Source organism: Methermicoccus shengliensis DSM 18856, from assembly GCF_000711905.1.
Classification (GTDB): Archaea; Halobacteriota; Methanosarcinia; order DSM-18856; family Methermicoccaceae; genus Methermicoccus; species Methermicoccus shengliensis.
Genome location: NZ_JONQ01000008.1, coordinates 111,988 through 135,065, shown reverse-complemented (window position 1 = coordinate 135,065; position 23,078 = coordinate 111,988). Strand labels below are relative to the sequence as shown.

The following is a 23,078-nucleotide window of genomic DNA, read 5'->3' as shown; positions in this document are numbered from 1 at the left end:
CCATCACCTTCCGAACACGGGCTCGCTCCTGAGCCACTCGATGTCTGGCTGATAGAGCTGCCTTAGGTCCTTTAGCCCGAGCCTGAGCATGGCCACTCTGCTCACCCCCAGACCCCATGCCAGGACGGGATGACGGATGCCAAGCGGCTCGGTGACCTCCTTTCTGAATATCCCGGCTCCACCCAGCTCCACCCATCCCAGCCCCTCTATGTACACCTCTGGCTCCACACTTGGCTCTGTGTAGGGGAAGTAAGCTGGGCGGAACCTCACCTCCTCAAAGCCCATCTTGGCATAGAATGTGGAAAGATACCCAAAGAGGTGCTTTAGTGATAGTCCCTTATCCATCACCACCCCCTCGAGCTGCTCGAACTCTGGGGTATGGGTGGCATCTATCGCCTCCCTTCGATACACTCTATCGATGCAGAACGCCTTTACTGGGGGCTCTGTGTGCTCGCTCAGGTATCTTAGGCTTATGGCAGTGGTGTGGGTGCGAAGCACGTGCCTTCTTGCCATCTTCTCGCTCCACACACCCCCCCAGCCCTCTGAGCCTATGTCTCCTCCGTGCTCGTGCATCTCCTTCACACGCTCATATCCCGGCGGAAGGGGCTCCTCAGAGTCGAGGTAGAACGTGTCCTGCATCTCCCTTGCTGGATGGTCCTGTGGCTGAAACAGGGCGTCAAAGTTCCAAAACGAGCTCTGTATGATCTCGCCCCTGATTTCGGTAAACCCCATGGAGAGCATTATTGAGCGCATGTGCTCCAGCATGCGTACGTAGGGATGCCTCTTGCCCATGGGGGCGGGCTTCGCATATGCATGCACATCATACCTTCTCAGGGGCCTTTTTTGCCATGCCCTGCTCCTTATGAGCTCTGGCGTGAGCTGGGCGATTTCTTCTGTCAGCTCTATGCCCTTAGCGCACGTCAGACCCTCTTCGGTTGCCCTTGTGAAGAACGCCTTTTCTGTGGAGGATGTCACGAGTCCCCTGCGCTCGAGCACCTTCAGGGTGTCCCTTTCCTCCTCAGTCAGCTCATCCCCACAAGCCTCATTGCTGAGTAATCTCCTTAGCAGCCGTTCGTCCTCACCCACGGGGGCGCCGAGGGGCACAACCCTGCCCTGCTCGATGCGGGCCCATCCCTTCTTCTTGAGCCAGCCAAGGGCAATCCCAGCAGCATCGCCCATCTGCCCTTTTATATCCTCGAGGGAAGTGGGGCCATGGAGCATAGAAAAGCATTTTCGCTCTGGCAACCCTTCTTGTGCATATCGCTTGCCCTCCTCTGTCAGGGAGAACACATCGGTGGCTTTTTCCATCACCTGTGCAAGCCCTTTCTCCTGCAGCATGTAGCTTGCCTGCAGTACGGCCTCTGGGCTTATACCCACAGCACTGGCGAGCTCATCTATGGAAGCATATCTCGATTGCAGGCTCCTTAGCACCTTCTTCTCGTTTGGGGTGAGTACGAGCTGGCGTTCCATGTTAACATCGCCCCTCCCCCTCTATACAAAATGTATATAAAACGAACGCCCCAACTTTTCATCATGACAGAGGGGGACATCATCCTCGAAAGGCTGAAGGAGCATGCACGCTCCATGGGAGCAAATGCAGTGGTCAGCGTGAGCTTTGACTCCTCGGACATCAGCCAGATGATGACTGAGATACTGGCATACGGCACTGCAGTGGTGGTGGAGAAGGAGGATGAGCCATCTAAGCCAGTGAGACTGGTGTGATTGGGGCAAGAGGGGATGGATATGGGACGTCCAGAGAGGTACCTCGAGGACTACAGACAAAGCTTGGAGGATAGCTTTACAGAGCACCTGCTCAAGGTGTTTCTGATAGTGCTGGCCACAGCCCTCGTGCTGATGATCTCTGGGTATGGTATCAAGTACCTGATAATCTTCAGAGAGATGCCCATCGAACTACCGTATCTGCTCTTTTTGGCATCACTCAGCTTCGTGTTCTCGTGCATACTGCTCCAGTGGTACAGGGGTGTGGATGCAAAGTTCTCGCTGGTGGGAGGGGCACTGATTACCCTCGTGCTCGTGGTGCTCATCGTGCTCATGGGCAGCGGGATAACATATGGGTGGCTCGTGTACAAGGTGAGCATCGCAGCTGACCCTTCGTACATCGAGATGGCACAGGAGTACGGGATGAGTACATCCGATGAGTTCAACTTTGGTGGACTGTTCGCTGTATTGGGAGTATGCATAACAATCAGCATGGTGGCATACACACTTCTAAGGCACTGGCTGGTGGAAAGATACTAAAAATATAGCTCGATGTGCTGGTGCCTACATGCTGCCCCCCATATGCAAGAGCTCCATGACCCTCAACGGCTACAGCTTTATCTGGTCTGGTGAGAAACCTTTCTCCACGAGCAGCTCGACCATGCGGCTTCCGTGGTTGCCCTGAAGCTCTATGGAGCTTCCCTTGACGGTGCCTCCACATGCGAGCTTTGATTTTAGATGCGTGGCAAGCTCGTGGAGGTCTATCTCGTGAGGGTCCAGCCCCTCGATCACGGTGACCTCTTTGCCGTATCTGCGCCTGTTGATCTTTATGGTGATTCTTTGTTGCTCCTTTGCGACTTCCTCACAGATGCAGAGCTCCTTGGGAAGACCGCACACCTTGCACATCTCATTGCTCATCTCTTCTCTTACTCCTCCGCTGTTTTTGAACAACTGGAGGTAGTATCATCTGCTATTAAAGTTTAATGTGGCTATCGCTGACCTCCTCCCCCCACTAAGGCGAGGAGGTCCCCGGAACCCCGCATAAGCGGTCGGTTGGTGTCATCGGGCTGGGTCAGAGCATTTCTTAGCACCTGCACTTGTTGCGTCCTCGCCCTCATGAGTTGCGGGAAGCACAGCCTTGAGCTATATCAGCCTCCATTTTCCCCCTTTCTCGGTGATGAGCCCCATGCTCTTGAGCCTTCTGAGCGCCCCCTCCAGAGCCTCTGGGGATATATCGAGAGCCTCCAATAGCTGGGCGCTCGTCTTGGGCTCTCTCAACAGGTATGCCATGATTTCGGCCGATAGGGGGTCTGGCGATAGCGTCTCTATGTGCTCCATGGCAGCATCGATGGCGTTTACCAGCTGTATCTGGAGGCTCTGCTTTGCCCTCGATAGCTCCCTCTGGGCGTTCTTCAGCTGCTCTATTCTTCTGACAAGGCCCGATAGGGCAATCCTCGATGAGTTGTATCTCTCTTTGTCTTCAGTGCTGGAGGGTTTGTCTTCAGTGCTGGAGGGGGATGCTGCCATTGGTGTACGCTGGATCAGGGCTGCGAGCTGGGGGGGCGGGGGGGATTCGAGATAGGCCTCTATCCTGAAGGTGTATGGGGAGAGGAATATCTCAATGAGTACGTTCTCAGATATCTGAAAATACTTGCGCCTTTGATGTCCCTCAAAGCTGCTCACGATACCCGCGCTCTCCAGTGCTTCTAAGTGCTGAAGAATTGCCTTGGGGGCGACCTTCAGCCTTCCCGAGAGCTCACTCACGTAGCATGGGCGCTCAGACAACAGCTTTAGTATGCGGCGCCTGTTCTCGTTTCCCAGCACGTCCAGCAACCCTGTGGAGTCCATTTCTCACTAACCTCTGGTCACTAACCTAAGGATAGTGAAGGTATATATAATTACACCTCATGAGAGAATGTGGGCCATGGGGTGTGTTTTACAACATTTGGCGAGAAAGCTCGTGGTTTGCATGGAGGTCGTTAGTGACCCATTGTTTGCTCATACATGGGCGAGACTGCTCCAGTTCAGTCGGGGGCTGCCGTGAGCCAGCCCTGATACATTGTGAGGCTCAGGCTCTGAGGAAGGCGAGAGGGGTGGCACCAGAGCCCGTTAACTGCCAGCCCCACGCCGTGGTGGCATGCTTAGGGAAGCCCCCATCCTTAGATGGTGATAGTTCACGTCAGTTTAGGTCCACCAGCTCCCCAGTGAGGGCGTATATCACACCCTCACAGATGTTGGTGATGTGGTCAGCAACCCTCTCGAGGTACCATGCCGCAAACAGCATCCTCGAGTCATCTGGGACCCTCTCCTGCCTCTCAATCATGTGTTGCACTATGCCCTCATGCAGGCTGTGCAGCAGCCCATCCACCACATCGTCTCTTTTGGCGACACTTCTGGCAAGCTCAACGTCTTGCGTTTTGAATGCCTCAATCGCATCGTGGAGCATGTGCTCGGTGGTCTGATACATCTCGTGCAGCGGCTCCCTGAACTCACTTGGCACCTCACCCCTCATCCCCACCGTGAGCTGGGCAATGTCCACTGCCAAATCTCCAATCCTCTCTGCATCTATAACCCACTTGAATATGGACTCTATCAGCCTGAGGTCCTTTGCCATGGGCTGCTGGAGCGCAATCAGCAGTGTGCAGCTGTGCTGTATGTCCATGCTCATCCTGTTTATCACGGGGTCATGCTGTATCACGGCTTCGGCAAGCTCCTTGTCCCTCTTCATGAGCGAGTCAACCGACCTCTCAAATGCCGTGTTGGCCTCCCCCGTCATCTCAAGTATCAGCTCTCTTAGCTCATCCAGCTGCTCATGGAACTTCCTTCTCATCGCACACTCACCCAAACCTTCCAGCCAGCTGTCACCACACTTGAGGTAAATATATATTTTTTGTAGGTAATCTATATGATATATATGTTATCCATTATTTACGTATATTCGTTATGTGTCCATATCGCCCGCGGTTGCCTGGAGGTTTATCACGCTCTCGGCAATGCCAATGGTGTAGCTCTTAATCCTGTCGAGTGAGCTTAGGATTCCCCTTCTCATCAGTGCCTCATTGGCCGGAATATCCTTGGCATTCATCATATGCCCAAGCCTGTGTAGGAGCATCTCGTTGATGCTGTTTTCCATCTCGAACACCTCCGGGGGCACTGAGTACTCCCTCGAGATGATGGGCTGAAGTGCCCGTTCATAGAGTGAGAGTATCGAGGAAGATACATCCACGAACTCTTTCAGTGTAGCCCCTCTTTCGGCCACCTCCAGTATGCTAAGCACGTTTTTCGAAATGCGCTCCATGTGGTCGGATATCCGCTCGATGTTCTGCACAACCACCCTGTACTCGATGGCATCACCGGTGTTCTGAATGTCGAGCTTCTTGGCGAGCTGGGAAGAGGACGCAGCCTCCTTGAGCTGTCTTATCGCGAGGAAGTATAGCCTGTCTACCTCGTTTTCCCTCGTTTGCATATCGGATGCCAGCTTAGTATCTGCATTTTCGAACACCTTCACGGTGTCCCTCATCATGGAGTGGCACACGTTGCTCAGCTTTCGCAGTGTCTTGGTGATGGGTATCCGCTCGGGGTCGAGAAGCACCTCAATCGAGAGTTTGCTTAGGGTGTCTTCTATGATCTCCACACCTATGAGTCTCTGGGCTACTGCCCACGCCACTTTTCTGAAGTAGGTGGGGTCGTCCACGTCCATCTCCAGTGCAATGGTGTCATAGCCTGCAAGATAGTATGCAATCAGCGTCTTTTCGAACAGCTGGGGGGATGCGATTTTGGAGCACTTTATCGTTTTGGTGGTGGGGGGCTTGCTCTTGAAGCTGGGCGAGAACACTATGGCATCGTTTTCCTCGCTCACTATCAGGGAGTCACCCTGCGATAGGCGGTGCCGCTCTACCCATCGCTTGGGCAGTGATACCACGTAGGTGGATCCTCCCGAGAGGTATATCTTTCTCGTCTCCATGTAAATCAGTATTTTATTTAGATTTTAGTGTACATAAAGATTACTACATTTATTTGGAAAAATTACATATCTACTGTGGGGGAGTGCGGTGTGTGGTTGGCATGAAGTCAATATATTTGCTGGCAGCTGTGGCTGTTATGCTGTCCTCTGTGGCACTGGGGTGCATGGCTCCCCAGAATGGAACTCAGCCAGAGCAGGCAACATCGGTAGCTCATCAGACGACGCTGTATGGAAGCGGTGCGACCTTCCCCCAGCCTCAGATTGAGAAGTGGATTGGTGTGTATACCTCGGGCAAAAACGTCAGGATAGAGTACACAGGTAAGGGAAGCGGTGGTGGACAGAACGACTTCAAGCAGGGCTTGGTCGATTTTGCAGCCAGTGACCCGCCGTTGAAAGAGAGTCTGTGGAACGAGCTCAGGAGTAAGGGACAGCCCCTCCAGTTTCCGGTGATAGTGGGGGCGGTTGTGGTTGCTTACAACGTTCCGGGGGTCAACGAGCTGAAGCTCGACGGAAAGACGGTCGCAGACATATTCATGGGGAAGGTGGAGTACTGGGACGACCCCGCAATCAAGGCATTGAATCCCGGTGTAGACCTTCCACACGAGAAAATAATCGTTGCCCACAGAAGTGATTCCAGTGGAACCACCAACATATTCACGACCTACCTGAGCATGGTAAACGAAGAATGGAATGATACGGTTGGTACTGGAAAGATGGTCAGCTGGCCAGTCGACAAGGCCGGACGAGGTTTCGGTGGGAAAGGAAATCAGGGGGTTGCCACGATTATAAAGCAGAGCGACTACTCCATAGGCTACGTAGAGCTCGCCTATGCATTGAAGGAGAAGTTTCCAGTGGTTGCCCTGAAGAACAGAGATGGATATTACGTCAAAGCCAGTCCAGAAACCATACAGTGTGCCATTTCGAGGGTCGGCATCAACATCCCATCACCCTATGAGGGTTACAAAGAAAACATGGCAGCATTCATGAATGCGGCTGGCAAGGACTCCTACCCCATAGTCGCCTTCAGCCACATGGTCATCTGGGAGCACTACGACGACAGAGCAAAGGAGGAGGCGATGAAGAACTTCGTTAAGTGGGTGCTCACCAGTGGACAGAAAAGCGAGTACATCGTTGACGGATACGTTGGCCTGCCGGGCGATGTTTCTCAAAAGCTTCTGAAGGAAATGGGATTGCTGTGAGGGCAGATTGCCATGAAAGATAAATTCAAAATTTCTTTTTTACCTTTTTCTGCCCTTGTTTTTGGCATATTTGCTCTAATGCTCATAGTGTACTTCACAGTATCCATGCCCATCTTCCAGAAAGAGGGAATACACATATACACCACAAATCAGTGGGAGGCTACGGAGGGAAAGGAGTTTTATGGTGTTCTCGCAGCAATATACGGCAGTATATACACCTCCATTCTCGCCGTCTTGATTGCCCTGCCCCTCTCAATAAGCTTTGCCGTTTTCGTGATAGATTACGTCCCCAAAAACATTAAAGAGCCATTAATCGTTGCTACAGATGTTATGGCCGGTTTGCCCACCATAATATATGGTATATGGGGGGCTTTTGTGCTCGTTCCATTTTTAAGAGACTTTGTTATGAAACCGCTTTACAGGTACCTCTCATTTGTGCCCTTCTTCTCCACCGAGCCCATAACCGGCTATAGCTTTCTGTCTGCCGGTGTTTTGCTTGGAATAATGATCACTCCATTTGCATCTGCAATCATAAGAGAGGCGTACAGAATGATTCCATTCACGTACCGGGAGGCAGTTTATGGAGTTGGAGCGACGAGATATGAGGCTACCAAGGTTCTGATAGGGTGCATCAAACCCGCAGTTATTGCCGGAACTCTCCTTGGGTTTGGAAGGGCCATCGGCGAAACGGTAGCAGTTACACTTGTCGTTGGAAATACATTCAATATTAGTCCCAGTCTCTTTTCCCCGGGTTATACCGTATCCTCGCTCATAGCAAACCAGTTCGGAAATGCGTTCATATACGAGTACATGCCAAGCGCCCTCTTTGCCGCGGGCCTATCCCTGTTCTTTATAGGGCTGGCAGTAAACGTACTCGGAATACTCGTTTTGAAGAGGTGGTATGAGAATGCTCATCAGGCAGCTTAAGGAGAGGCTCTTTATAGCCACGATTGTTATCTTGGCATTTCTTGTGGTTTTCCCGCTCTTTCACATAATATACAGCGTGGCGATTGAAGGATTGCCTGTGGTGATCAAGGGGGGGTGGGGCTTTGTAACCGGGACGCTTGCCCCTCCAGGGGGCGGTCTTGGAGGCATAGGACCGGCAATAGTCGGGACATTTGTGTTAACTTTCCTGGCCTCGCTGATGGGTTTACCGATGGCAATCATCACGGGCATCTACGCTGCCGAGTACCCCAACAGCCTTCTTGGAAGGCTTACGCGCCTTCTGCTCATGGTCATGATGGAGTTTCCCACGATACTTGTGGGTCTGTTTGTTATGCAGCTCGTGGTTATTCCAGTGGGCAGCTACTCCGCGATAGCTGGTGCCCTTGCCCTGGTCATTGTGTTGATGCCGTACGTGGCGGTATACACGGAAGAGGCTTTGAAGGAGATACCGCCAACGTACAGGGAAGCTGCGTTCAGTCTCGGACTCACGAGGTTCAAGGTCGTTTTCAGGGTACTGGTGGGCATGGCGAGGAAGGGCATTCTCACGGGCATTTTGATAGGGATGGCAAAGGTCGCCGGAGAGACCGCTCCATTACTTTTCACTGCTGGAGGCTCAAGCAGAATATACTTTGCGGGCGTCGACAAGCCCATAGGGGCGATACCTCTCTTGATATACGATCTCATTCAGCAGCCTTACGAGAACTACCATGAAATAGCGTGGGGTGCATCTTTCCTGCTCCTGATGATCTTTCTGGCGATATTTCTGCCGATAAGGCTCAGCTTTAAGGAGGTAAAACTTTGAACGCGGTAGAGACAAAAGACCTGCATGTGTATTATGGAAATAATCACATAATAAAAGGTGTAAATCTGGAAATCCCAAAAAAGGTTGTTTTTGCTATCATGGGTCCGAGTGGGTGTGGGAAGTCCACACTGCTCAGAGCGTTTAACAGGCTCCTTGAGCTAAACTCGAATACAAGGGTTGAGGGCGATATAGAGCTCATGGGAAAGAGCATATTTGAGATGAATCCGATAGAGGTAAGAAGACGGATAGGCATGGTCTTTCAGCAGCCGAATCCTTTTCCACACATGAGCATACAAGATAACGTAACGCTGGGGCTGAGGTTGAACAAGCTCGTCAAGTCCAAAAAAGAGCTTTATGAGGCTGCAGAGTGGGCTCTAAGGAAGGCTGCCTTATGGGATGAGGTGAAGGATAGGCTACGCAGTCCGGCATCGGAGCTCAGTGGAGGGCAGATGCAGAGGCTGTGCATTGCCAGAGCGCTTGCGATGAAGCCCCAGGTTTTGCTCATGGACGAGCCCACGGCCAACCTCGACCCCATAGCAACTGAAAAAATCGAAGAGCTGATTTACGAGCTCAGCAAGGATTATACAGTAGTTATAGTGACTCACTCTCCCTCACAGGCTGCCAGAGTTTCTGATTTCACCGCGTTTGTTTACATGGGGGAGCTGATAGAGGTCGAGAGGACCGAGAAGATTTTTGAGCATCCCAAGGAAAGGCTGACAGAAAAGTATCTCACCGGGAGGATTGGATGAAGGGGACATGAAAACCACACACAGGTGTGGTGATGATGTCTGGTGCGATGTACCTCCGATACCGTCTCAGAAGCCGCAAACGGCGGGAAGACACATTCTGAGCAATGGCTTATTAGTGTTGACACCCCACTATGAAGTATGAAGTGCGCACTGTGCAGCAAAAAGAGTTGCTACGAGGCACTGCCATGCGATGCCTCTCCCCCTTCTGAGGAATATGAGGGAGAGGACCTTGCGATGCTGAGAGCAGCGGCAGAGGTGGAGGCAGAGGGCTACATGCGGCTGTGCCGCATCGAGGAGGTCGTGGAGTTCGCAAAGAAGATGGGCTACCACAGGCTCGGGATTGCGTTCTGCATCGGGCTCGAGAGAGAGGCTGCGATGCTCCACCGTTTTTTGGTGGCAAGGGGCTTTGAGGTGTGCTCTGTGATGTGCAAGGTGTGTGGGGTGAGCAAGGACGAGCTTGGGCTAAAGAAGATTGGGAGGAGTGGGGTGGAGGTGATGTGCAACCCCATCACGCAGGCGAAGGTGCTAAACGAGGAGGGCTGTGAGCTCAACCTCGTGCTGGGCTTGTGTGTGGGACACGACATCCTCTTTACCAAGCACTCCGCGGCTCCCGTGAGCACGATTGCCGTAAAGGACAGGATGCTCGCCCACAATCCCCTCGGCGCGTTGTACTCCTCATACTGGAGAAAAAGGCTCGGGGTGTAGTGATGCCCTCCAGCCGAGGTTCAACACCTCTCTTTAAGCTCCCCCCCCCCCCCTTAGGTGGTTATCTGGTTGAGCCTTTCCTCCAGCAACCTTCTTGCCACCTTCGGGTCAGCCCTGCCCTTTGTGAGGCTCATAACCTGGCCCACGAGGTAGTTGATTGCCTGTGGCTTGCCTGCGAAGTAGTCAGACACTGCCCGCTGGTTATCTGCCAGCACCCTCTCCACCACTGGCTTAAGCTCATCCTCTCCCGCCTTTCTAAGACCCTCGCGCTCTACCACCTGCTCTGGGCTGAGATTCTCATCGAGACAGGTGCGTATCACCTGCACAGCCGCCCTGTCGGATATCTCTCCACGCTGAAGCATTTTGAGCACGTCCACGATGTGGGCTGCATCGAGAGCATCCGAGGGCAGCCCCCTGTAGTTGAGCTCGCCCTTGATTACATCTGCAATCCACGCTGCACTGAGCGCTGGGTCGCACTGCCCTGCCACCCTTTCGAATAGGTTGGCAAGCCTGATGTCAGAGGTGAGGGACCTCGCATGGGTGGGGGCGATGCCATATTGAGCAATGAAACGCTCTCGCTTCTCATCGGGAAGCTCTGGAAGGCTTTTGGCAATGTTGGACACCCACTCCTCCTTTATCCTGAGGGGCACGAGGTCTGGCTCTGGGAAGTAGCGGTAGTCCTCTGCCCTCTCCTTGGTGCGTAGCGAGACCGTCACCCCCCTTGCCTCATCGAAGTGGCGTGTTTCTTGCACAATCTTGCTGCCCCTTCTCAGTGCGTTCTTCTGGCGCACGATTTCATAGTGCAGCGCCCTCTCCACCCCTTTATGGGATGAGATGTTCTTGATTTCCACTCTCGTGCCACCCTCGAGCGATATGTTGGCGTCCACCCTCATTGCCCCTTCCTTGTCTGCATCGAACACCTCGAGGTATTCGAGGATGCTTCGAAGCTTGTCGAGGTAGCGTCTTGCCTCCTTGGGGGATGAGAGGTCTGGCTCACTCACCACCTCGAGCAGGGGCATTCCGCTCCTGTTGTAGTCAACGAGGGTGTATCTCGCATGCTCGATGGAGCCAAGGTGCACCAGCCTTCCGGGGTCCTCCTCCATGTGCACCCTTGTTATTCCCACACTCTTGGTGCCCTCATCGCCCTCGATTTCCACATGGCCATGTTTTCCGATTGGGTAGTCGTACTGGGATATCTGGAAGCCCTTGGGAAGGTCTGGATAGTAGTAGTTCTTTCGATAGAACTGTGTCCACTCTCCTATCTGACAGTCGAGGGCGAGGGCAACCCTGATGGCTGCCTCCACAGCCCCCTCGTTGAGCACGGGCAGCGAGCCGGGAAGTCCAAGGCACACTGGGCACACATGAGTGTTGGGCTCTGCATCGTGGTACTCTGTGGAGCACCCACAGAACATCTTGCTCTTCAGGGTATTCAGCTGCACATGCGTCTCCAGCCCTATGACCACTCTCGGCTCTGCCATCACTTCCACCCCCCTGCAAGGGCAAGACTCACCAGTGTGGCCTCCTCGAAGTTGCGCCCTATGAGCTGAATGCCAAGTGGCATTCCTCCCTCACCCTTGCGTCTTGCTGGAACCGAGAGGGAGGGCACGCCTGCGAGGTTGATGGGTACGGTGAACACGTCCGAGAGGTACATCGATAGCGGGTCATCTACCCTCTCACCAATCCTGAACGCAGGATATGGCATGGTGGGGGCAATGAGGGCATCCACGTCGGAAAGCGCCCTATCGAAGTCCCTCTTCACGAGCGTTCTGACCTTCAGTGCCTTGAGGTAATAGCGGTCGTGATACCCCTTGGAGAGAGCATACGTTCCAAGAATCACCCTGCGCTTTACCTCAGTGCCGAATCCCTCGCCCCGCACCCTCGAGAAGGTGTCGTGCCAGTTGGTGTCCTTTGTGCGAAGCCCATATCTCAGACCATCGAAGCGGGCGAGGTTGGACGATGCCTCACTCATGGCGATTATGTAATAGGCGGGCAGGGCATACGGGACATGGGGAAGGCTCACCTCTCTGTGCTCCACCCCTGCATCCTCGAGCGCATGCACCATCTCCCATGCAGCTCTTTCCACATCCTCGTCGAGACCCTCTGGATAGAACTCCCTTGGAATCCCCACCACCATCCCCCTGACGTCCTCTTTCAGGTTGGGAACAATGGGTTTTGCCTCAACAGAGGTGGAGTCCCTTTTGTCTCGACCCGCTATCACATCAAACAGCACTGCCACATCCTCCACGCTCGATGCCATTGGACCAATCTGCTCCAGTGAGTTGGCATACGCCACCAGCCCGTATCTCGATACCGCTCCGTACGTGGGCTTTAGACCCACGCACCCGCAAAACGCCGCGGGACAGCGTATGGAGCCCCCGGTATCGCTTCCAAGGGCGATGGGCACCTCACCCGCTGCCACGGCTGCGGCACTTCCCCCAGAGGAGCCACCTGCAACACGGGAGTGGTCGTGCGGGTTTTTGCATGGTCCTATGAAGCTGTTTTCGCACGTGGACCCCATCCCAAATTCGTCCATGTTGGTCTTACCCACGATGATGGCACCCGCCTCATACAACCTCTGAACAACGGTGGCATCGAACGGTGGCACATACCCCTCGAGAATCTTGGAAGCACACGTGGTGGGTATGCCCCGTGTGGAGATGTTGTCCTTTACTGCCACGGGCACGCCAAAAAGCGGTTTTTCCCTCCACAACTTCTCGTTTTCATCGAGCCTCTCTGCCCTCGCAGTTGCCTGCTCTTTGGAGATGGTGATGAAGTCGTTTAGCTTCCCCCCTTCGAGCCCCTCGACACACCTGCCGACTGCCTCCACACACCCCTCATCTTCTGCGAGTTTTCTTGCCTCGGATATACTCATTCGCCCACCTCACACGATTCTTGGAGCCCTGAAGTACCCGTTCTCGCTTCTTGGGGCGTTTGCGAGCACTTCTTCCTGTGAGAGTGAGGGCTCCACCTCATCCTTTCTGAACACGTTCTCTATGTTCAGCACGTGATATGTGGGCTCCACATCCTCGGTGTCCACCTCGTCCAGCTTGTCAAAGTAGCCCAGCACCGTGTTTAGCTGCTGGGTGAAGAGCTGCTTCTCGTCCTCGGCAAGCGCAATCCTACACAGCCAGCAGATGTGCTCTAGGTCTTCCTGGGTTATCAACGCCACAATCCCCCATACAGCCGGAGATGTGTAGAGGGCGTTTCGATTTAAGCCTTGTGCATCGCAGCTGACATGCTGTGGGTGCATGGCTCATGGAACAATCAGCTTGATGTACTCCATTTTTCCGGTTGTCTGGAACATCTCCACCAATCTTTTTATCCTGCGGGCATCACCGCTCAGGATGAGTATCTCAAGACACTTGTCCTCCCTTAGGTGGTGGTGCACATGGGTGCTTACCACCTCCTCGAACTGATGCTTTATCTCTGTGACGGTGTCTTCCACATTCTGGGCGTGCACCAGCAGCAGGATTGAGCTGATGTCGCCAGTGAGCCTTTCCCTCTCCCTGCTGTCTGCCATGAGCATTCGTATCCCCGCCCTGATAACCTCCGACCTTCCAGAAAAGCCAAGCTCCCTTTGTATCCTGTCTATCCCATCGAGGAGTTCCTCACTCATCGATATGCTGATGATTTTTGACATGGCGGGCACCTATTTAATAGTTAACTTATAAAGATTATCATAAAAACTATTAACAAAACTTTTAAATATTATTAATCATTAGCCCGTACAGGGAGGTAGCAGAGTTGAGCGGAAGGGTGCTGTTGGGTAGGGTGCTGACACTGCTTTTGGTGCTGGCCTTGGCAGCGGGCACGCTTGGGTGCACACAGCCACAGCCGGAGGATACGGGCAGGATACAGGTGGTGGCATCCATCATGCCCCTCGGTGACTTTGCGAAGCAGGTGGGGCAAGAGAGGGTGGAGGTCCATGTGCTCCTCCCCTCTGGTGCCAGTCCTCATTCGTGGGAGCCCACGCCACGCGACCTTCAGTGGTTCTCACGGGCTGACCTCTTCATAGAGAATGGAGGGGGGCTTGAGTTCTGGGCCGAGAAGGTGGTTCTCTCTGCGGCACCTGAAGGACTGCGGGTGATAAATGCCTCGGAGGGAATACACATGGTGGCGAGTGAGCATGAGGAGGATGCCCACCACGTGAACGATGTCCACCACGTGAACCCCCACGTGTGGCTCGACCCATTGCTCGCCAAGAGACAGGTGGAGAATATACGGGACGCCCTCATAGCCATCGACCCAGAAAACGCCACCTATTATACGCAGAACGCACGGGAGTATCTGGATGAGCTCGATGCCCTCCACCACGCCTATGTGGAAGAGACTTCCAAGTTCAAAACCCGCACGTTCATAACGTTCCATCCAGCATGGACGTACATGTGCATGCGATACAACCTCACCCAGATTCCCATAGAGGAGTCGCCTGGAAAGGAGCCGAGCCCTGCATATATTGCCAGCATCATAAAGATGGCAGAAGAGCACAATGCAGGTGCGGTGTTCGCAGAGCCCCAGTTCAATCCGCAGAGTGCACACATCATCGCAGAGGAGACAGGGCTCAAGGTGCTCTATCTCGACCCCCTCGGCGATGTGAGCAATCCAGAGAGGAACACCTACATCAAGCTGATGAGGTATAACCTCGCCCAGCTCTCAGAAGGGTTAAAATAGCCCCATCCCCTCCTATTGCACGATGAGAGTAGTCGAGCTCGTGGGCGTGTATGTGAGATATGGTGACCGTGTGGTGCTCGAGGATGTGAACCTCGTCATAAATAAGGGGGACTTTCTTGGGCTGATAGGTCCCAACGGTGGCGGAAAGACAACGCTGCTCAAGGTAATCCTCGGCTTCATAAAGCCATGCAGAGGGACTGTTAGGGTGTTTGGTGTGCCCGTGGAGGAGCTGGATGGGCAACGGGGACGGATTGGGTATGTTCCCCAGCACACCGATTTCGACCCGAGATTTCCCATCACGGTTGAGGACGTCGTGCTCATGGGAAGGCTCAACAGAACTGTACCCTTCTACAGGCCCAGCAGGGAGGACAGGAGAGCAGCGCTCGATGCCCTCGAGATGATGGGTGTGGCAGACCTCAGGGACAGGCAGATTGGACAGCTTTCTGGAGGTCAGCTCCAGAGGGTGCTAATTGCAAGGGCACTCGTCTCCCGCCCAGAGCTGCTCTTGCTCGATGAGCCCACCACGGGAGTGGACATCCAGTCGAGGGACGTGCTGCTCGAGCTGATAGATGAACTCAGAGCCAAGGGCACCACAGTCGTGATGGCATCCCATGATGTGGGGGTGATATCCTCCAAGGTGAGCAGGCTGGTGTGTGTGAACAGGAGGGTGCACGTGCACGACGAGCCATACGAGGCGATAGCTGAGGGGCATCTCAAGAGCGTGTATGGGTGTGAGGTCGAGCTGCTCATGCATGGCAAGGTGCCCCACAGAAAGCAGGACTCACACTGGGTGGTGGGGGAGCACGATGATTGAGGTGCTTGGCTACACCTTCATGCAGCGAGCCCTCATAGCTGGGCTGCTGGTGGCAGTGCTGTGCTCGGCAGTGGGGATGTTCGTGGTGCTAAAGAGGCTGGCTTTTATAGGAGTGGGGGTGTCTCATGCCTCGTTTGGAGGTGTGGCGATTGGCTTTTTTCTTGGCATCGATCCCCTCCTCTCGGCGCTCGTGTTCTCCACTGGGATGGCGGTGCTCATAGGATGGATGAGCAGGACTGGCAGGATGTCCGAGGACTCTGCAATTGGCATAATGTTCTCGGTCTCGATGGCTCTTGGCGTGCTGCTCGTGGGGCTCACCACAGGATACACAGTGGATCTCTTTGGCTATCTGTTTGGCAACATACTCTCGGTGACCTCTGAAGACCTGCTCTACACGCTGGCGCTCTCTGCCATCGTGCTGGGATGCGTGGGGGCGTTCTATCACCAGCTTGTGTACCTATCCTTTGACGAAGAGGGCGCAAGGGCATCTGGCGTTCCAGTGGGAGCACTGTACTACATGCTCCTCGTGCTCATCGCCCTCACAGTGGTGGTGGCTATAAAGGTGGTGGGCATAGTGCTCGTATCTGCCCTGCTCATAATTCCAGCCGCAAGCTCGCTTCAGGTGCTGGGAAGGCTCAGGAGCTGCATGATCGCCGCCACCGGGCTTGGCATATTCTCAGTGCTCTCTGGGCTGGTGGGCTCTTACTATTTCGACCTTGCCACCGGGGGCACGATTGTGCTCGTGTGCGGCTTGCTGTTTGCCCTCAGCTTTGCCATTGGGAGGATGCGGTAGGATGCTGGTGGCTGGGGTGGACGAGGCTGGAAAGGGTCCAGTGCTGGGGCCCCTCGTGGTGGCGTGCGTGGTGATGGATGAGCACGCTCTGCACGAGCTCGAGCGGCTGGGGGTGAGGGACTCAAAGCGCCTTTCAGCCAGAAGGCGTGCACGGCTTGCGGATAGAATAAAAGAGATGGCGGATGTGCACATACTCGCCCTTTCACCGAGGGAGATAGACGCCATGCGGGAGCGCACCACCATGAACTGGGTGATGGTGCACTGCTTTTCCGATGTGCTCGCCCGCGCACGCGCAGATGTGGCGTATGTGGATGCGGCGGACGTGAGTGAGGAGAGGTTCGCAGAAAGGATAATGCACTGCCTACTGGAGAGGGGCTGCCCCACGAGGGTGGTCGCCCTCCACAGGGCTGATGTGCACATTCCCGTGGTGTCAGCAGCATCGATAGTGGCCAAGGTGCATAGAGACACCGCCATAGATGAGCTTGCGCGCACCTATGGCAAGATAGGCTCTGGCTATCCCTCTGACCCCAGCACGATATCCTTCCTTCGTGATTGGATAGCCGAGCACCACACCCTTCCGGCGTGTGCACGTGCCTCGTGGAGCACGTGCGCTCGGCTGCTGAAGGAAACTCGCTTTAGAGCACGTGGGGAATGAAGTACTTCTTCACCACTGTGCCGCACTTGGAGCACGAGATGAGCCACCAGTCCTTCATCTCCTCCTTCTCAAAGTTCTCAAACAGGGAGGCTCCGCAGTTTGGACACTTGTAGTAGTCGCTAAAGTATTTGCGGTAGAAGGGCTCGTTGTCTTTGAGGAACCGTAGCACCTGAAGGGAGCGCTCAAAGAACTTTCGCCTGTGCTCCTCTTTCTCCTTTGCCAGTCTGTCAATAACGCGCCTCTTCATGGTGCTCACATGGCTTTCAGCCTTCTGGGTGATTTTCTCGTGGTCGGATACATACTGTATATTTTTTATGATGTAGTCCACATACTCCTTTTCAGGATAGGGCGGTCGTCTTGCGATTACCCTCACGAAGTACTCCATCATTATATCCTCGAGGATGTCTCCACAGGCAGTGCATATCCTGTAGCCCGTGAAGTGGTCCTGATCGAGTTCCTCCCCGCAGATGCAGCAAAGCTCACCCTTCTCGACGATGGTATCACTCCTCACTCACAACTCTTGGCTCTCTTGCGTTCCTCGTGAACATCACGGGAAAGATGTTCAGCACACCAAGGAGGTCACCCTTCCTTACCTCTCCATCGCTGAGGGCGAGGGCAATCACGTACCTCACAGTTCTCTGAGCCTCCACGGGCTTGGGAGCGCACCTTCCTTCGTGCACCCTGAGGGCGGTAACTATTGGGTGCTGGTTGAATGCACACGGAAGGGCAATCGTGTGAGAGTGGAGGGTTAGGGGGCGTATTCTGATATTGACACACTCACCTTTCTTCACATCCAGGTCTTCGTCGGCAATCATCATCTCCCACTTGGCTCTCGTTCCAACTGTGAACTCGTATGGGGCTGCCTCGACTGTGATGGGCACACACTTACCGTCTTTCGTTGTTATTCTCAGGTTAACTCTCTCGAACTCCTCTCCCTCTGACATGCTTTTACCCCTCAGCTTTCCAACCTGCGGATGATATTCGGTAGGCTCTCCATAGCACCTTTTTAGTATTTACCCTTTTCCTCTAAACAGTGAAGATGGTAGAACATGGAGCTCAACTGCCATGGTGGGGATTAAGGGCATCGAAAAATGCGGGAGGCAGGATTCGAACCTGCGAACTCCTACGAGACAAGGCCCTGAACCTTGCGCCTTTGACCTGACTGGGCAACTCCCGCGAGCACTCCCACATCTACAGGCACTTATATAAGATTTTCTCAGCCGATGTACACTACCCTCACGTCTCCATCGACCACCCTGAGCTCGCTCCTCACCAGCCGCTCACTCACGACGAGCACCTTCTTTTTTGCCATTCGCTCCCATGCCGTGAGCATGAAATATCCCACAATGCCCCCACTCAAAAATCCAAGGGCGAGCAGCACGCTTGGGCCCAAGAAAAGGAGTTCCACCAGCATGGTCAGCACACCCCCCAAGGGGGTGAGGGGGTGGGTGTGTACCACATTTCTGTTCTGAAAGAGCGCGATGTGGTATCCACAGACAATGGCCACATACATCGAGCCCAGCCCAAACCCCAGCACCGTCCTCCTTAGGGCATCCACGATGTCCAGCGAGATTGCCCAATAGCCAATGACGAGGGCAAAGGAGGTGAGCATGAGGGCCACACACCCCACCACGAGGTACCTGAACCTGTACTCCCCTATGCTCGCCCTTGTGGATACAATGCGCTCACTCATATCGCAGTGCCTCCACGGGGCTCATCCTCGCTGCCTTTATGGCTGGATATACTCCGGCCATCATCCCCACGAGCAGCGACACGCCCAGACCGATTGCATACCACTCGTACACGAACACGTGAGGGATGTGAAGAATACTCTGTGCGAAATAGGAGCCCGCCTGCCCCAGCACCACACCGAACACACCACCGACCAGTGCCAGCATCGCCGACTCGGTGAGAAATGTGACCACCACATCGAACCTCGTGGCACCCACCGCCTTCATGACTCCAATCTCTCGCGTGCGCTCTGTGACGGACACGAGCATGATGTTCATTATGCCTATCGAGCCCACGAGCAGCGAAATCAGGGCCACGGCCGTGAGCAGACCACCTATGGTTCCGGATATCTGGTTGAATATCTCGAGGATGTCGAGCTGGGTGAAGATGGAGTAGGGCTTTACATCCTCGTCCTCTATCTCTCTTGAGGACAGCCCCACCGAGCGTCCGACCCTTCTGTCCACCTCGTCGCTCACGTCCTCCAGTCCTTCAAGCGAGCTTGCAGATGCGAAGATGATGTCGTAGTCATCCTCGTTCAGCATGGAGTTCATGGTCTCGATGGGAATGAACACAATCCTATTCGGATTCATTCCTCCAAGCTCTGCTGGCAGCTTGTCTGCTATTCCCTTTACCACAAAGCGCTGCGTAGCCTTTTGTCCATCCCTTCTCGTTAGGGTTATCTCTATGGGGTTTCTGGTGGAGAGCTTCCTCGAGAACACCTCATTTGCCACTTCATATCCCAGAAAAGCGGCATTGCTGTCTGTGTCCTTGAGAAAGTTTCCCTCCAGCACCTTGAAGTTTGCCACCTGTGCATAGTCGCCCTTGACACCATACACCTCTATCCTCTTGGTTTGGTGGGCATAGGTCACGCTTGCCACCCTCGTCTTGAGTGGGGTCGCGCCCACCACGCCCGGGATTCCCTTTACCACATCCACCTCTCTATCTCCAAACAGGTTGGGCTCCTGCGATGAGACGAATATGAAGTTTGAGCCAATCAGGCCAATCTGTTCGTTGAAGTATGCGGCAAACCCAGCCCCTATCGAGGCGTTGGCAATCACTGCAGCAATTCCAATCATGATGCCGAGCATGGTAAGCCCGCTTCTCAGCTTGCTGCTTGCAATCGCCTGCACAGCCATCCTGAGCTCTTGCACTACATCCACCGTCAGCTACCTCCCACGCCCCGAGGGATGTGTTCTGAGTTTACTCTATCACGAGGTCTCCAGTTCCTGTATCGATTACCTCGAGTACTCTTCTTGCCTCCTCTGAACCAATTCCCTCGAGATTTTGCAGCTCCCATCTCACGCGGTTGAGTGCCACTCCCTCACGATAGCGCATCCCGGCCGAAAAGGTGATGATCGCGTACACTTCCTCGAGTTCGAAGTTCCTTGCAGCCTTCTTTTGAAGTTCGAGCAGCTCCTCGTCGGTTAGCTCCACTTTCATCTTTCCTCGTCTGAATGTGTATGACATGGGCAAACGCCTCAGAAGGCATTTTTGGTGTTTTTCTCCTTTAAGCCTTTCCTGAGCTGATTACCCTGAGAACTGCTGCTTACCAGTGCGAGCAGCTCGAGCCATTGGCGTAGAACTCGCTGGCGATGGACTGGAGGTTGGACTGGAGGTCAGATACCATCCCACAGAAGAGGGCAGAAGAGGAGAGAGGTAGAGGAGGAGAGAGCTTGGAAGGGCGCTTGCGCAGAGTGTGAAGGGCTAATACTCCCCATCGAGCCTCATCCTCTCCACCATGAGCCGTGGTCTGCTCACTGGTCGCTCCTCCTCCACCTCTTCGATGGTGTCCATCTCACAGTTCATGACCCCATCGTGCAGCACAATCACGTAGTCAGCGGTGTTGCGAAGGGCACTCGAAAACCCGGGCTCGGCTCCAAACACGATGGTCTCCTGCCCCCATTCGTTTGCCTTTGCGAGCAGGGGCATGAAGTCGGCATCCCTCGTGACGAGGGCGAGTGTGTCGATGTGGGGGTTGTGCACGACTTCCATGCCCTCCACTGCGAGGTACACGTCTACATCACCAGGGCAAATCACTGCGTCGAATCCCTGATTTACCACTGCCTCCACGAGCTTTTCCGAGGCATACTGGTTGAGGAACACCTTTCGAATCTTTATGTCTCCGTGCTCCTTGAGCACTTCCCGTATCTCCTTGAGGTTTGTCTGAAACTCCTTTCTGAGCATGTTGGGGCCATCAACGAGGAGCGCTATCTTTCTTCTCCTTCCCTTTTTTGTCCCCAGATACTCCCTGATGGAGAGCACCCCTTTAAGGGTCTCTTTTGTGAGTCTTATGCTCTCATCTCCTTATCACATCGAGCACTCAAACTGTATTAAGCTGATAGTTCATCCCTAATATTATTTAAATGCATCGAACTTTGCTACTGGATAGAATATCGCTTCCTGTCCTTGAGCTCCTGCTGTTTGGCGGCATTCCACCCGCTGACGTCCTGAATATAGCCAGTTATTCGGGAGAGCTGAAGCACATGGTGGTTGCCACAGCCCGGACAGTAGGCGTTGCCACACACGGGACACCAATCGACCTTTCCCACTCTACCATAGCACTGTCCACTCTCCACAGAGAAGCGGTGCACCGGGCACTGCTCTGGCTCGATGCCCTCATAGGACACGCCCTTTCTCTTTGCCTCCTCTATTGTCTTTTCTATGAACTCACCAAGCTCCATGCACTTCTCTTTTCTCTCATGGTATATATCTTCTTTTTGCTGCTTACAACGTAAGCAGCAGTTGAAGAGCAATCAACTGAGCTAAGATATATAATCATGTGATAAATGATACACTTTTGAGTATTGAGTCATATCTTCGATGGATGTGGAGGTAGAGGTTTGCGAGATAAGAAGGTAGAGGTTTCCGATTGTGATGCCGCTGCTCTCGAGAGTGCAGCAGGGTCGCTCTCCAGCGTTGTGGAGGTTGGGAGCGTGTGCATGGCAGAGCCCGCCTTTTCAGACCTTTTGAGATGCGAGTACAGCCTGACGCTGGCCAGCAGGGGAAAGCCCAAGCTCGCCCTCGTGGATGACCGCAACGTGCTGGGGATGGTGCTGGAGGTCGAGGGAGCACACGTACTATTGACTCCGGTGCTTGCCAGATGCTCCAAGGCTGGCAAGAGGCTGCGCACATTGGTGGAAAAAATGGCACCCTCGTGCGAGCGTGTGCACATCACCAGATGGGAGCTAATACATGCGATAGCAGAGTATTACTCCATCGTGCTTATGCACTCTTTGCCCCATGAGCCCTCTTCTCTTTTTGGCTACCCTCCTGAGAGGGCGGAGGGCATTCGGAAGGTCGTGGAGGGGCTCGACATCTCTGGAAGGGTGCTCGAGGTGGGCTGTGGGTATGGTATGTCCACCCACGCCCTCAGAAGCTGTGGGGTGGAGCCCTTTGCAATCGACAACGATGCATCTCTTGTGTGTGAGGGCCTCGTGAGGGGGGCCCTGCGTCCAGAGCGCACTGCCGTGCTGGATGCAAGGTGGCTCTCCTGCTGCTTTGAGCCCCGTGAGTTTGATTGGGTGGTGGGGCTCATGCTGGGGACGATAGCGCCCTTCACTCAGCCTCTGTGGCGCACGATTATTCTCGAGAGTGTGGGGATGGCGAGCGAGGGTGTGGTGTTCTCTGTAAAGGAGAAGGAGGAGGTCGAGTTCATAAGAGATGTGTGCGTCTCGGCAGGTCTTAAAGGAGAGGTCATCGACCGCCGCACGGATGGGCTGTATGACCAGTGGTGGTATGTGGGGCATCCGATACAAACATTTTTATAACAGGACGGAAGAGTATGAGCACTCGTTCTTTGGAAGGATACGAAAATGGAACCAGACGTAGAGTATGTTAAAATAGCCGACCTCACCCCCGAGGCGAGGAAGGTCAACCTTTTGGTGAAGGTAATCGGTGTCGAGGAGCCACGAGACATCGAGACGAGGTATGGAAGCAAGCATCTTGCAGAGGCCACTATAGCCGATGATTCCGGCTCGCTCATCATGACCCTCTGGGAGGAGCAGGTGGGCACGGTCGAGAAGGGAGACGTGCTGCAGATCGAGAACGCCTACATATCCCTCGTGAGGGGGACCATGAGGCTCAACCTCGGAAGGTATGGAAAAATAAACAAGCTCGATGAGGAGCTTGAGGATGTGAGCACAGAGCCCAACATGAGCTTCAAGGTGTACGAGGGGCGCTCCAGACCTCCACGGTCTGGAGGGTCAAGAGGCGGGTCAAGAGGCGGCAGCCACACCCGAGGCGGAGAGAGAGGAAGCAGAGGAGGAAGATTTGGCAAGTGGGTGTGAACCCCTTGCCGTCCACAACATCTTAATTTCTTAAGCCCCAACACC

The 23,078-nt window shown here is 54.2% G+C and carries 29 protein-coding genes and 1 tRNA gene; 13 read left to right on the top strand and 17 right to left on the bottom strand.

Annotated features, from left to right (window positions below; genetic code table 11):
* Positions 1–3: 3 nt before the first annotated feature.
* Positions 4–1,470, bottom strand: a complete 1,467-nt coding sequence (gene pheS, locus BP07_RS02900; protein WP_042685370.1) for a phenylalanine--tRNA ligase subunit alpha — start codon at positions 1,468–1,470, stop codon at positions 4–6.
* 63 nt (positions 1,471–1,533) lie between these two features.
* Between pheS and BP07_RS02895 the strand changes: the two genes are divergently transcribed.
* A complete protein-coding gene (locus BP07_RS02895) occupies positions 1,534–1,722 on the top strand; it encodes a YbjQ family protein (RefSeq protein ID WP_042685366.1) in 189 nt (62 codons plus the stop codon).
* 21 nt (positions 1,723–1,743) lie between these two features.
* Entirely contained in the window at positions 1,744–2,259 is a 516-nt protein-coding gene (locus BP07_RS02890; protein ID WP_042685364.1) for a hypothetical protein, read from the top strand.
* Between the two features lie 69 nt (positions 2,260–2,328).
* Here BP07_RS02890 and yciH read toward each other — a convergent pair whose 3' ends face one another.
* From yciH to BP07_RS02870, 4 genes are all read right to left on the bottom strand, one after another.
* Positions 2,329–2,637: a stress response translation initiation inhibitor YciH gene (gene yciH, locus BP07_RS02885; protein ID WP_042685362.1), complete on the bottom strand. Its 309-nt coding sequence runs from the start codon at positions 2,635–2,637 to the stop codon at positions 2,329–2,331.
* Positions 2,638–2,862: 225 nt separating this feature from the next.
* The gene (locus BP07_RS08310) at positions 2,863–3,567 is read right to left on the bottom strand and encodes an ArsR/SmtB family transcription factor (RefSeq protein ID WP_052353194.1); all 705 of its coding nucleotides are present in this window, start codon (positions 3,565–3,567) and stop codon (positions 2,863–2,865) included.
* A 331-nt stretch (positions 3,568–3,898) separates the two neighbouring features.
* Positions 3,899–4,549, bottom strand: coding sequence for a phosphate signaling complex protein PhoU (gene phoU, locus BP07_RS02875; RefSeq protein WP_042685357.1), 651 nt, complete (start codon positions 4,547–4,549; stop codon positions 3,899–3,901).
* A gap of 111 nt (positions 4,550–4,660) precedes the next feature.
* The gene (locus BP07_RS02870; RefSeq protein WP_042685354.1) at positions 4,661–5,683 is read right to left on the bottom strand and encodes a phosphate uptake regulator PhoU; all 1,023 of its coding nucleotides are present in this window, start codon (positions 5,681–5,683) and stop codon (positions 4,661–4,663) included.
* A 101-nt stretch (positions 5,684–5,784) separates the two neighbouring features.
* Between BP07_RS02870 and pstS the strand changes: the two genes are divergently transcribed.
* The 5 genes from pstS (at position 5,785) to BP07_RS02845 (ending at position 10,083) form a co-directional block, all read left to right on the top strand.
* The gene (pstS, locus tag BP07_RS02865; RefSeq protein WP_042685353.1) at positions 5,785–6,882 is read left to right on the top strand and encodes a phosphate ABC transporter substrate-binding protein PstS; all 1,098 of its coding nucleotides are present in this window, start codon (positions 5,785–5,787) and stop codon (positions 6,880–6,882) included.
* Positions 6,883–6,894: 12 nt separating this feature from the next.
* Positions 6,895–7,809, top strand: a complete 915-nt coding sequence (pstC, locus tag BP07_RS02860; RefSeq protein WP_042685350.1) for a phosphate ABC transporter permease subunit PstC — start codon at positions 6,895–6,897, stop codon at positions 7,807–7,809.
* A complete protein-coding gene (pstA, locus tag BP07_RS02855; protein WP_042685349.1) occupies positions 7,784–8,629 on the top strand; it encodes a phosphate ABC transporter permease PstA in 846 nt (281 codons plus the stop codon). Before pstC ends, pstA begins: the two co-directional genes overlap by 26 nt.
* A complete protein-coding gene (locus tag BP07_RS02850; RefSeq protein ID WP_042685346.1) occupies positions 8,626–9,378 on the top strand; it encodes a phosphate ABC transporter ATP-binding protein in 753 nt (250 codons plus the stop codon). The genes pstA and BP07_RS02850 overlap by 4 nt, the downstream gene beginning before the upstream one ends.
* A gap of 138 nt (positions 9,379–9,516) precedes the next feature.
* Entirely contained in the window at positions 9,517–10,083 is a 567-nt protein-coding gene (locus BP07_RS02845; protein WP_042685342.1) for a DUF1847 domain-containing protein, read from the top strand.
* A 53-nt stretch (positions 10,084–10,136) separates the two neighbouring features.
* Here the strand turns inward: BP07_RS02845 and gatB are convergent, their stop codons facing one another.
* From gatB to BP07_RS02825, 4 genes are all read right to left on the bottom strand, one after another.
* The gene (gene gatB, locus BP07_RS02840) at positions 10,137–11,561 is read right to left on the bottom strand and encodes an Asp-tRNA(Asn)/Glu-tRNA(Gln) amidotransferase subunit GatB (RefSeq protein ID WP_042685337.1); all 1,425 of its coding nucleotides are present in this window, start codon (positions 11,559–11,561) and stop codon (positions 10,137–10,139) included.
* Entirely contained in the window at positions 11,561–12,955 is a 1,395-nt protein-coding gene (gene gatA / locus BP07_RS02835) for an Asp-tRNA(Asn)/Glu-tRNA(Gln) amidotransferase subunit GatA (RefSeq protein WP_052353193.1), read from the bottom strand. Before gatA ends, gatB begins: the two co-directional genes overlap by 1 nt.
* A gap of 9 nt (positions 12,956–12,964) precedes the next feature.
* On the bottom strand, positions 12,965–13,252 hold the full coding sequence (gene gatC / locus BP07_RS02830; RefSeq protein ID WP_338045885.1) for an Asp-tRNA(Asn)/Glu-tRNA(Gln) amidotransferase subunit GatC: 288 nt from the start codon (positions 13,250–13,252) through the stop codon (positions 12,965–12,967).
* A gap of 84 nt (positions 13,253–13,336) precedes the next feature.
* Positions 13,337–13,723, bottom strand: a complete 387-nt coding sequence (locus tag BP07_RS02825; RefSeq protein WP_042685331.1) for a CopG family ribbon-helix-helix protein — start codon at positions 13,721–13,723, stop codon at positions 13,337–13,339.
* A gap of 104 nt (positions 13,724–13,827) precedes the next feature.
* On the opposite strand from BP07_RS02825, the gene BP07_RS02820 reads away from it, so the two are divergent.
* From BP07_RS02820 to rnhB, 4 genes are read left to right on the top strand one after another with little or no spacing between them, the layout of a single operon-like run.
* Entirely contained in the window at positions 13,828–14,754 is a 927-nt protein-coding gene (locus tag BP07_RS02820; protein WP_052353192.1) for a metal ABC transporter substrate-binding protein, read from the top strand.
* Between the two features lie 22 nt (positions 14,755–14,776).
* A complete protein-coding gene (locus tag BP07_RS02815; RefSeq protein ID WP_042685328.1) occupies positions 14,777–15,568 on the top strand; it encodes a metal ABC transporter ATP-binding protein in 792 nt (263 codons plus the stop codon).
* Positions 15,561–16,361, top strand: coding sequence for a metal ABC transporter permease (locus BP07_RS02810; protein ID WP_042685326.1), 801 nt, complete (start codon positions 15,561–15,563; stop codon positions 16,359–16,361). Before BP07_RS02815 ends, BP07_RS02810 begins: the two co-directional genes overlap by 8 nt.
* A gap of 1 nt (position 16,362) precedes the next feature.
* Positions 16,363–17,016, top strand: coding sequence for a ribonuclease HII (gene rnhB / locus BP07_RS02805; protein ID WP_042685324.1), 654 nt, complete (start codon positions 16,363–16,365; stop codon positions 17,014–17,016).
* Here the strand turns inward: rnhB and BP07_RS02800 are convergent.
* The 8 genes from BP07_RS02800 to nrdD form a co-directional block, all read right to left on the bottom strand.
* A complete protein-coding gene (locus BP07_RS02800; RefSeq protein WP_052353191.1) occupies positions 16,997–17,527 on the bottom strand; it encodes a hypothetical protein in 531 nt (176 codons plus the stop codon). The genes rnhB and BP07_RS02800 overlap by 20 nt on opposite strands.
* On the bottom strand, positions 17,517–17,960 hold the full coding sequence (locus BP07_RS02795) for a DUF22 domain-containing protein (protein ID WP_042685322.1): 444 nt from the start codon (positions 17,958–17,960) through the stop codon (positions 17,517–17,519). Before BP07_RS02795 ends, BP07_RS02800 begins: the two co-directional genes overlap by 11 nt.
* Positions 17,961–18,108: 148 nt before the next feature.
* Positions 18,109–18,193, bottom strand: a tRNA-Leu gene (locus BP07_RS02790).
* Positions 18,194–18,232: 39 nt separating this feature from the next.
* On the bottom strand, positions 18,233–18,709 hold the full coding sequence (locus tag BP07_RS02785) for a hypothetical protein (RefSeq protein ID WP_042685318.1): 477 nt from the start codon (positions 18,707–18,709) through the stop codon (positions 18,233–18,235).
* A complete protein-coding gene (locus BP07_RS02780; RefSeq protein WP_245597034.1) occupies positions 18,702–19,907 on the bottom strand; it encodes an ABC transporter permease in 1,206 nt (401 codons plus the stop codon). The genes BP07_RS02785 and BP07_RS02780 overlap by 8 nt, the downstream gene beginning before the upstream one ends.
* A 40-nt stretch (positions 19,908–19,947) precedes the next feature.
* Entirely contained in the window at positions 19,948–20,187 is a 240-nt protein-coding gene (locus BP07_RS02775) for a hypothetical protein (RefSeq protein WP_157203050.1), read from the bottom strand.
* 264 nt (positions 20,188–20,451) lie between these two features.
* Positions 20,452–21,009: a TIGR00288 family NYN domain-containing protein gene (locus BP07_RS02770; RefSeq protein ID WP_245597033.1), complete on the bottom strand. Its 558-nt coding sequence runs from the start codon at positions 21,007–21,009 to the stop codon at positions 20,452–20,454.
* A gap of 116 nt (positions 21,010–21,125) precedes the next feature.
* Positions 21,126–21,428 carry an anaerobic ribonucleoside-triphosphate reductase gene (gene nrdD / locus BP07_RS09120; protein WP_052353189.1) on the bottom strand — a complete coding sequence of 101 codons (303 nt, stop codon included), beginning with the start codon at positions 21,426–21,428 and terminating at the stop codon, positions 21,126–21,128.
* Between the two features lie 159 nt (positions 21,429–21,587).
* Here nrdD and BP07_RS08300 point away from each other — a divergent pair, with 159 nt between their 5' ends.
* Both BP07_RS08300 and BP07_RS02755 read left to right on the top strand, forming a co-directional pair.
* On the top strand, positions 21,588–22,514 hold the full coding sequence (locus BP07_RS08300; protein ID WP_052353188.1) for a class I SAM-dependent methyltransferase: 927 nt from the start codon (positions 21,588–21,590) through the stop codon (positions 22,512–22,514).
* A gap of 45 nt (positions 22,515–22,559) precedes the next feature.
* On the top strand, positions 22,560–23,033 hold the full coding sequence (locus BP07_RS02755) for a single stranded DNA-binding domain-containing protein (RefSeq protein ID WP_052353187.1): 474 nt from the start codon (positions 22,560–22,562) through the stop codon (positions 23,031–23,033).
* Positions 23,034–23,078: the final 45 nt, after the last annotated feature.

Bases quoted from the DNA above. Each gene is read 5' to 3' on its own strand.
- pheS (WP_042685370.1), bottom strand. From the start codon at position 1,470: ATGGAACGCCAGCTCGTACTCACCCCAAACGAGAAGAAGGTGCTAAGG.
- BP07_RS02895 (WP_042685366.1), top strand. From the start codon at position 1,534: ATGACAGAGGGGGACATCATCCTCGAAAGGCTGAAGGAGCATGCACGC.
- BP07_RS02890 (WP_042685364.1), top strand. From the start codon at position 1,744: ATGGGACGTCCAGAGAGGTACCTCGAGGACTACAGACAAAGCTTGGAG.
- yciH (WP_042685362.1), bottom strand. From the start codon at position 2,637: ATGAGCAATGAGATGTGCAAGGTGTGCGGTCTTCCCAAGGAGCTCTGC.
- BP07_RS08310 (WP_052353194.1), bottom strand. From the start codon at position 3,567: ATGGACTCCACAGGGTTGCTGGACGTGCTGGGAAACGAGAACAGGCGC.
- phoU (WP_042685357.1), bottom strand. From the start codon at position 4,549: ATGAGAAGGAAGTTCCATGAGCAGCTGGATGAGCTAAGAGAGCTGATA.
- BP07_RS02870 (WP_042685354.1), bottom strand. From the start codon at position 5,683: ATGGAGACGAGAAAGATATACCTCTCGGGAGGATCCACCTACGTGGTA.
- pstS (WP_042685353.1), top strand. From the start codon at position 5,785: ATGAAGTCAATATATTTGCTGGCAGCTGTGGCTGTTATGCTGTCCTCT.
- pstC (WP_042685350.1), top strand. From the start codon at position 6,895: ATGAAAGATAAATTCAAAATTTCTTTTTTACCTTTTTCTGCCCTTGTT.
- pstA (WP_042685349.1), top strand. From the start codon at position 7,784: ATGAGAATGCTCATCAGGCAGCTTAAGGAGAGGCTCTTTATAGCCACG.
- BP07_RS02845 (WP_042685342.1), top strand. From the start codon at position 9,517: ATGAAGTGCGCACTGTGCAGCAAAAAGAGTTGCTACGAGGCACTGCCA.
- gatB (WP_042685337.1), bottom strand. From the start codon at position 11,561: ATGGCAGAGCCGAGAGTGGTCATAGGGCTGGAGACGCATGTGCAGCTG.
- gatA (WP_052353193.1), bottom strand. From the start codon at position 12,955: ATGAGTATATCCGAGGCAAGAAAACTCGCAGAAGATGAGGGGTGTGTG.
- BP07_RS02825 (WP_042685331.1), bottom strand. From the start codon at position 13,723: ATGTCAAAAATCATCAGCATATCGATGAGTGAGGAACTCCTCGATGGG.
- BP07_RS02815 (WP_042685328.1), top strand. From the start codon at position 14,777: ATGAGAGTAGTCGAGCTCGTGGGCGTGTATGTGAGATATGGTGACCGT.
- BP07_RS02810 (WP_042685326.1), top strand. From the start codon at position 15,561: ATGATTGAGGTGCTTGGCTACACCTTCATGCAGCGAGCCCTCATAGCT.
- rnhB (WP_042685324.1), top strand. From the start codon at position 16,363: ATGCTGGTGGCTGGGGTGGACGAGGCTGGAAAGGGTCCAGTGCTGGGG.
- BP07_RS02795 (WP_042685322.1), bottom strand. From the start codon at position 17,960: ATGTCAGAGGGAGAGGAGTTCGAGAGAGTTAACCTGAGAATAACAACG.
- BP07_RS02785 (WP_042685318.1), bottom strand. From the start codon at position 18,709: ATGAGTGAGCGCATTGTATCCACAAGGGCGAGCATAGGGGAGTACAGG.
- BP07_RS02775 (WP_157203050.1), bottom strand. From the start codon at position 20,187: ATGAAAGTGGAGCTAACCGACGAGGAGCTGCTCGAACTTCAAAAGAAG.
- nrdD (WP_052353189.1), bottom strand. From the start codon at position 21,428: ATGGAGCTTGGTGAGTTCATAGAAAAGACAATAGAGGAGGCAAAGAGA.
- BP07_RS02755 (WP_052353187.1), top strand. From the start codon at position 22,560: ATGGAACCAGACGTAGAGTATGTTAAAATAGCCGACCTCACCCCCGAG.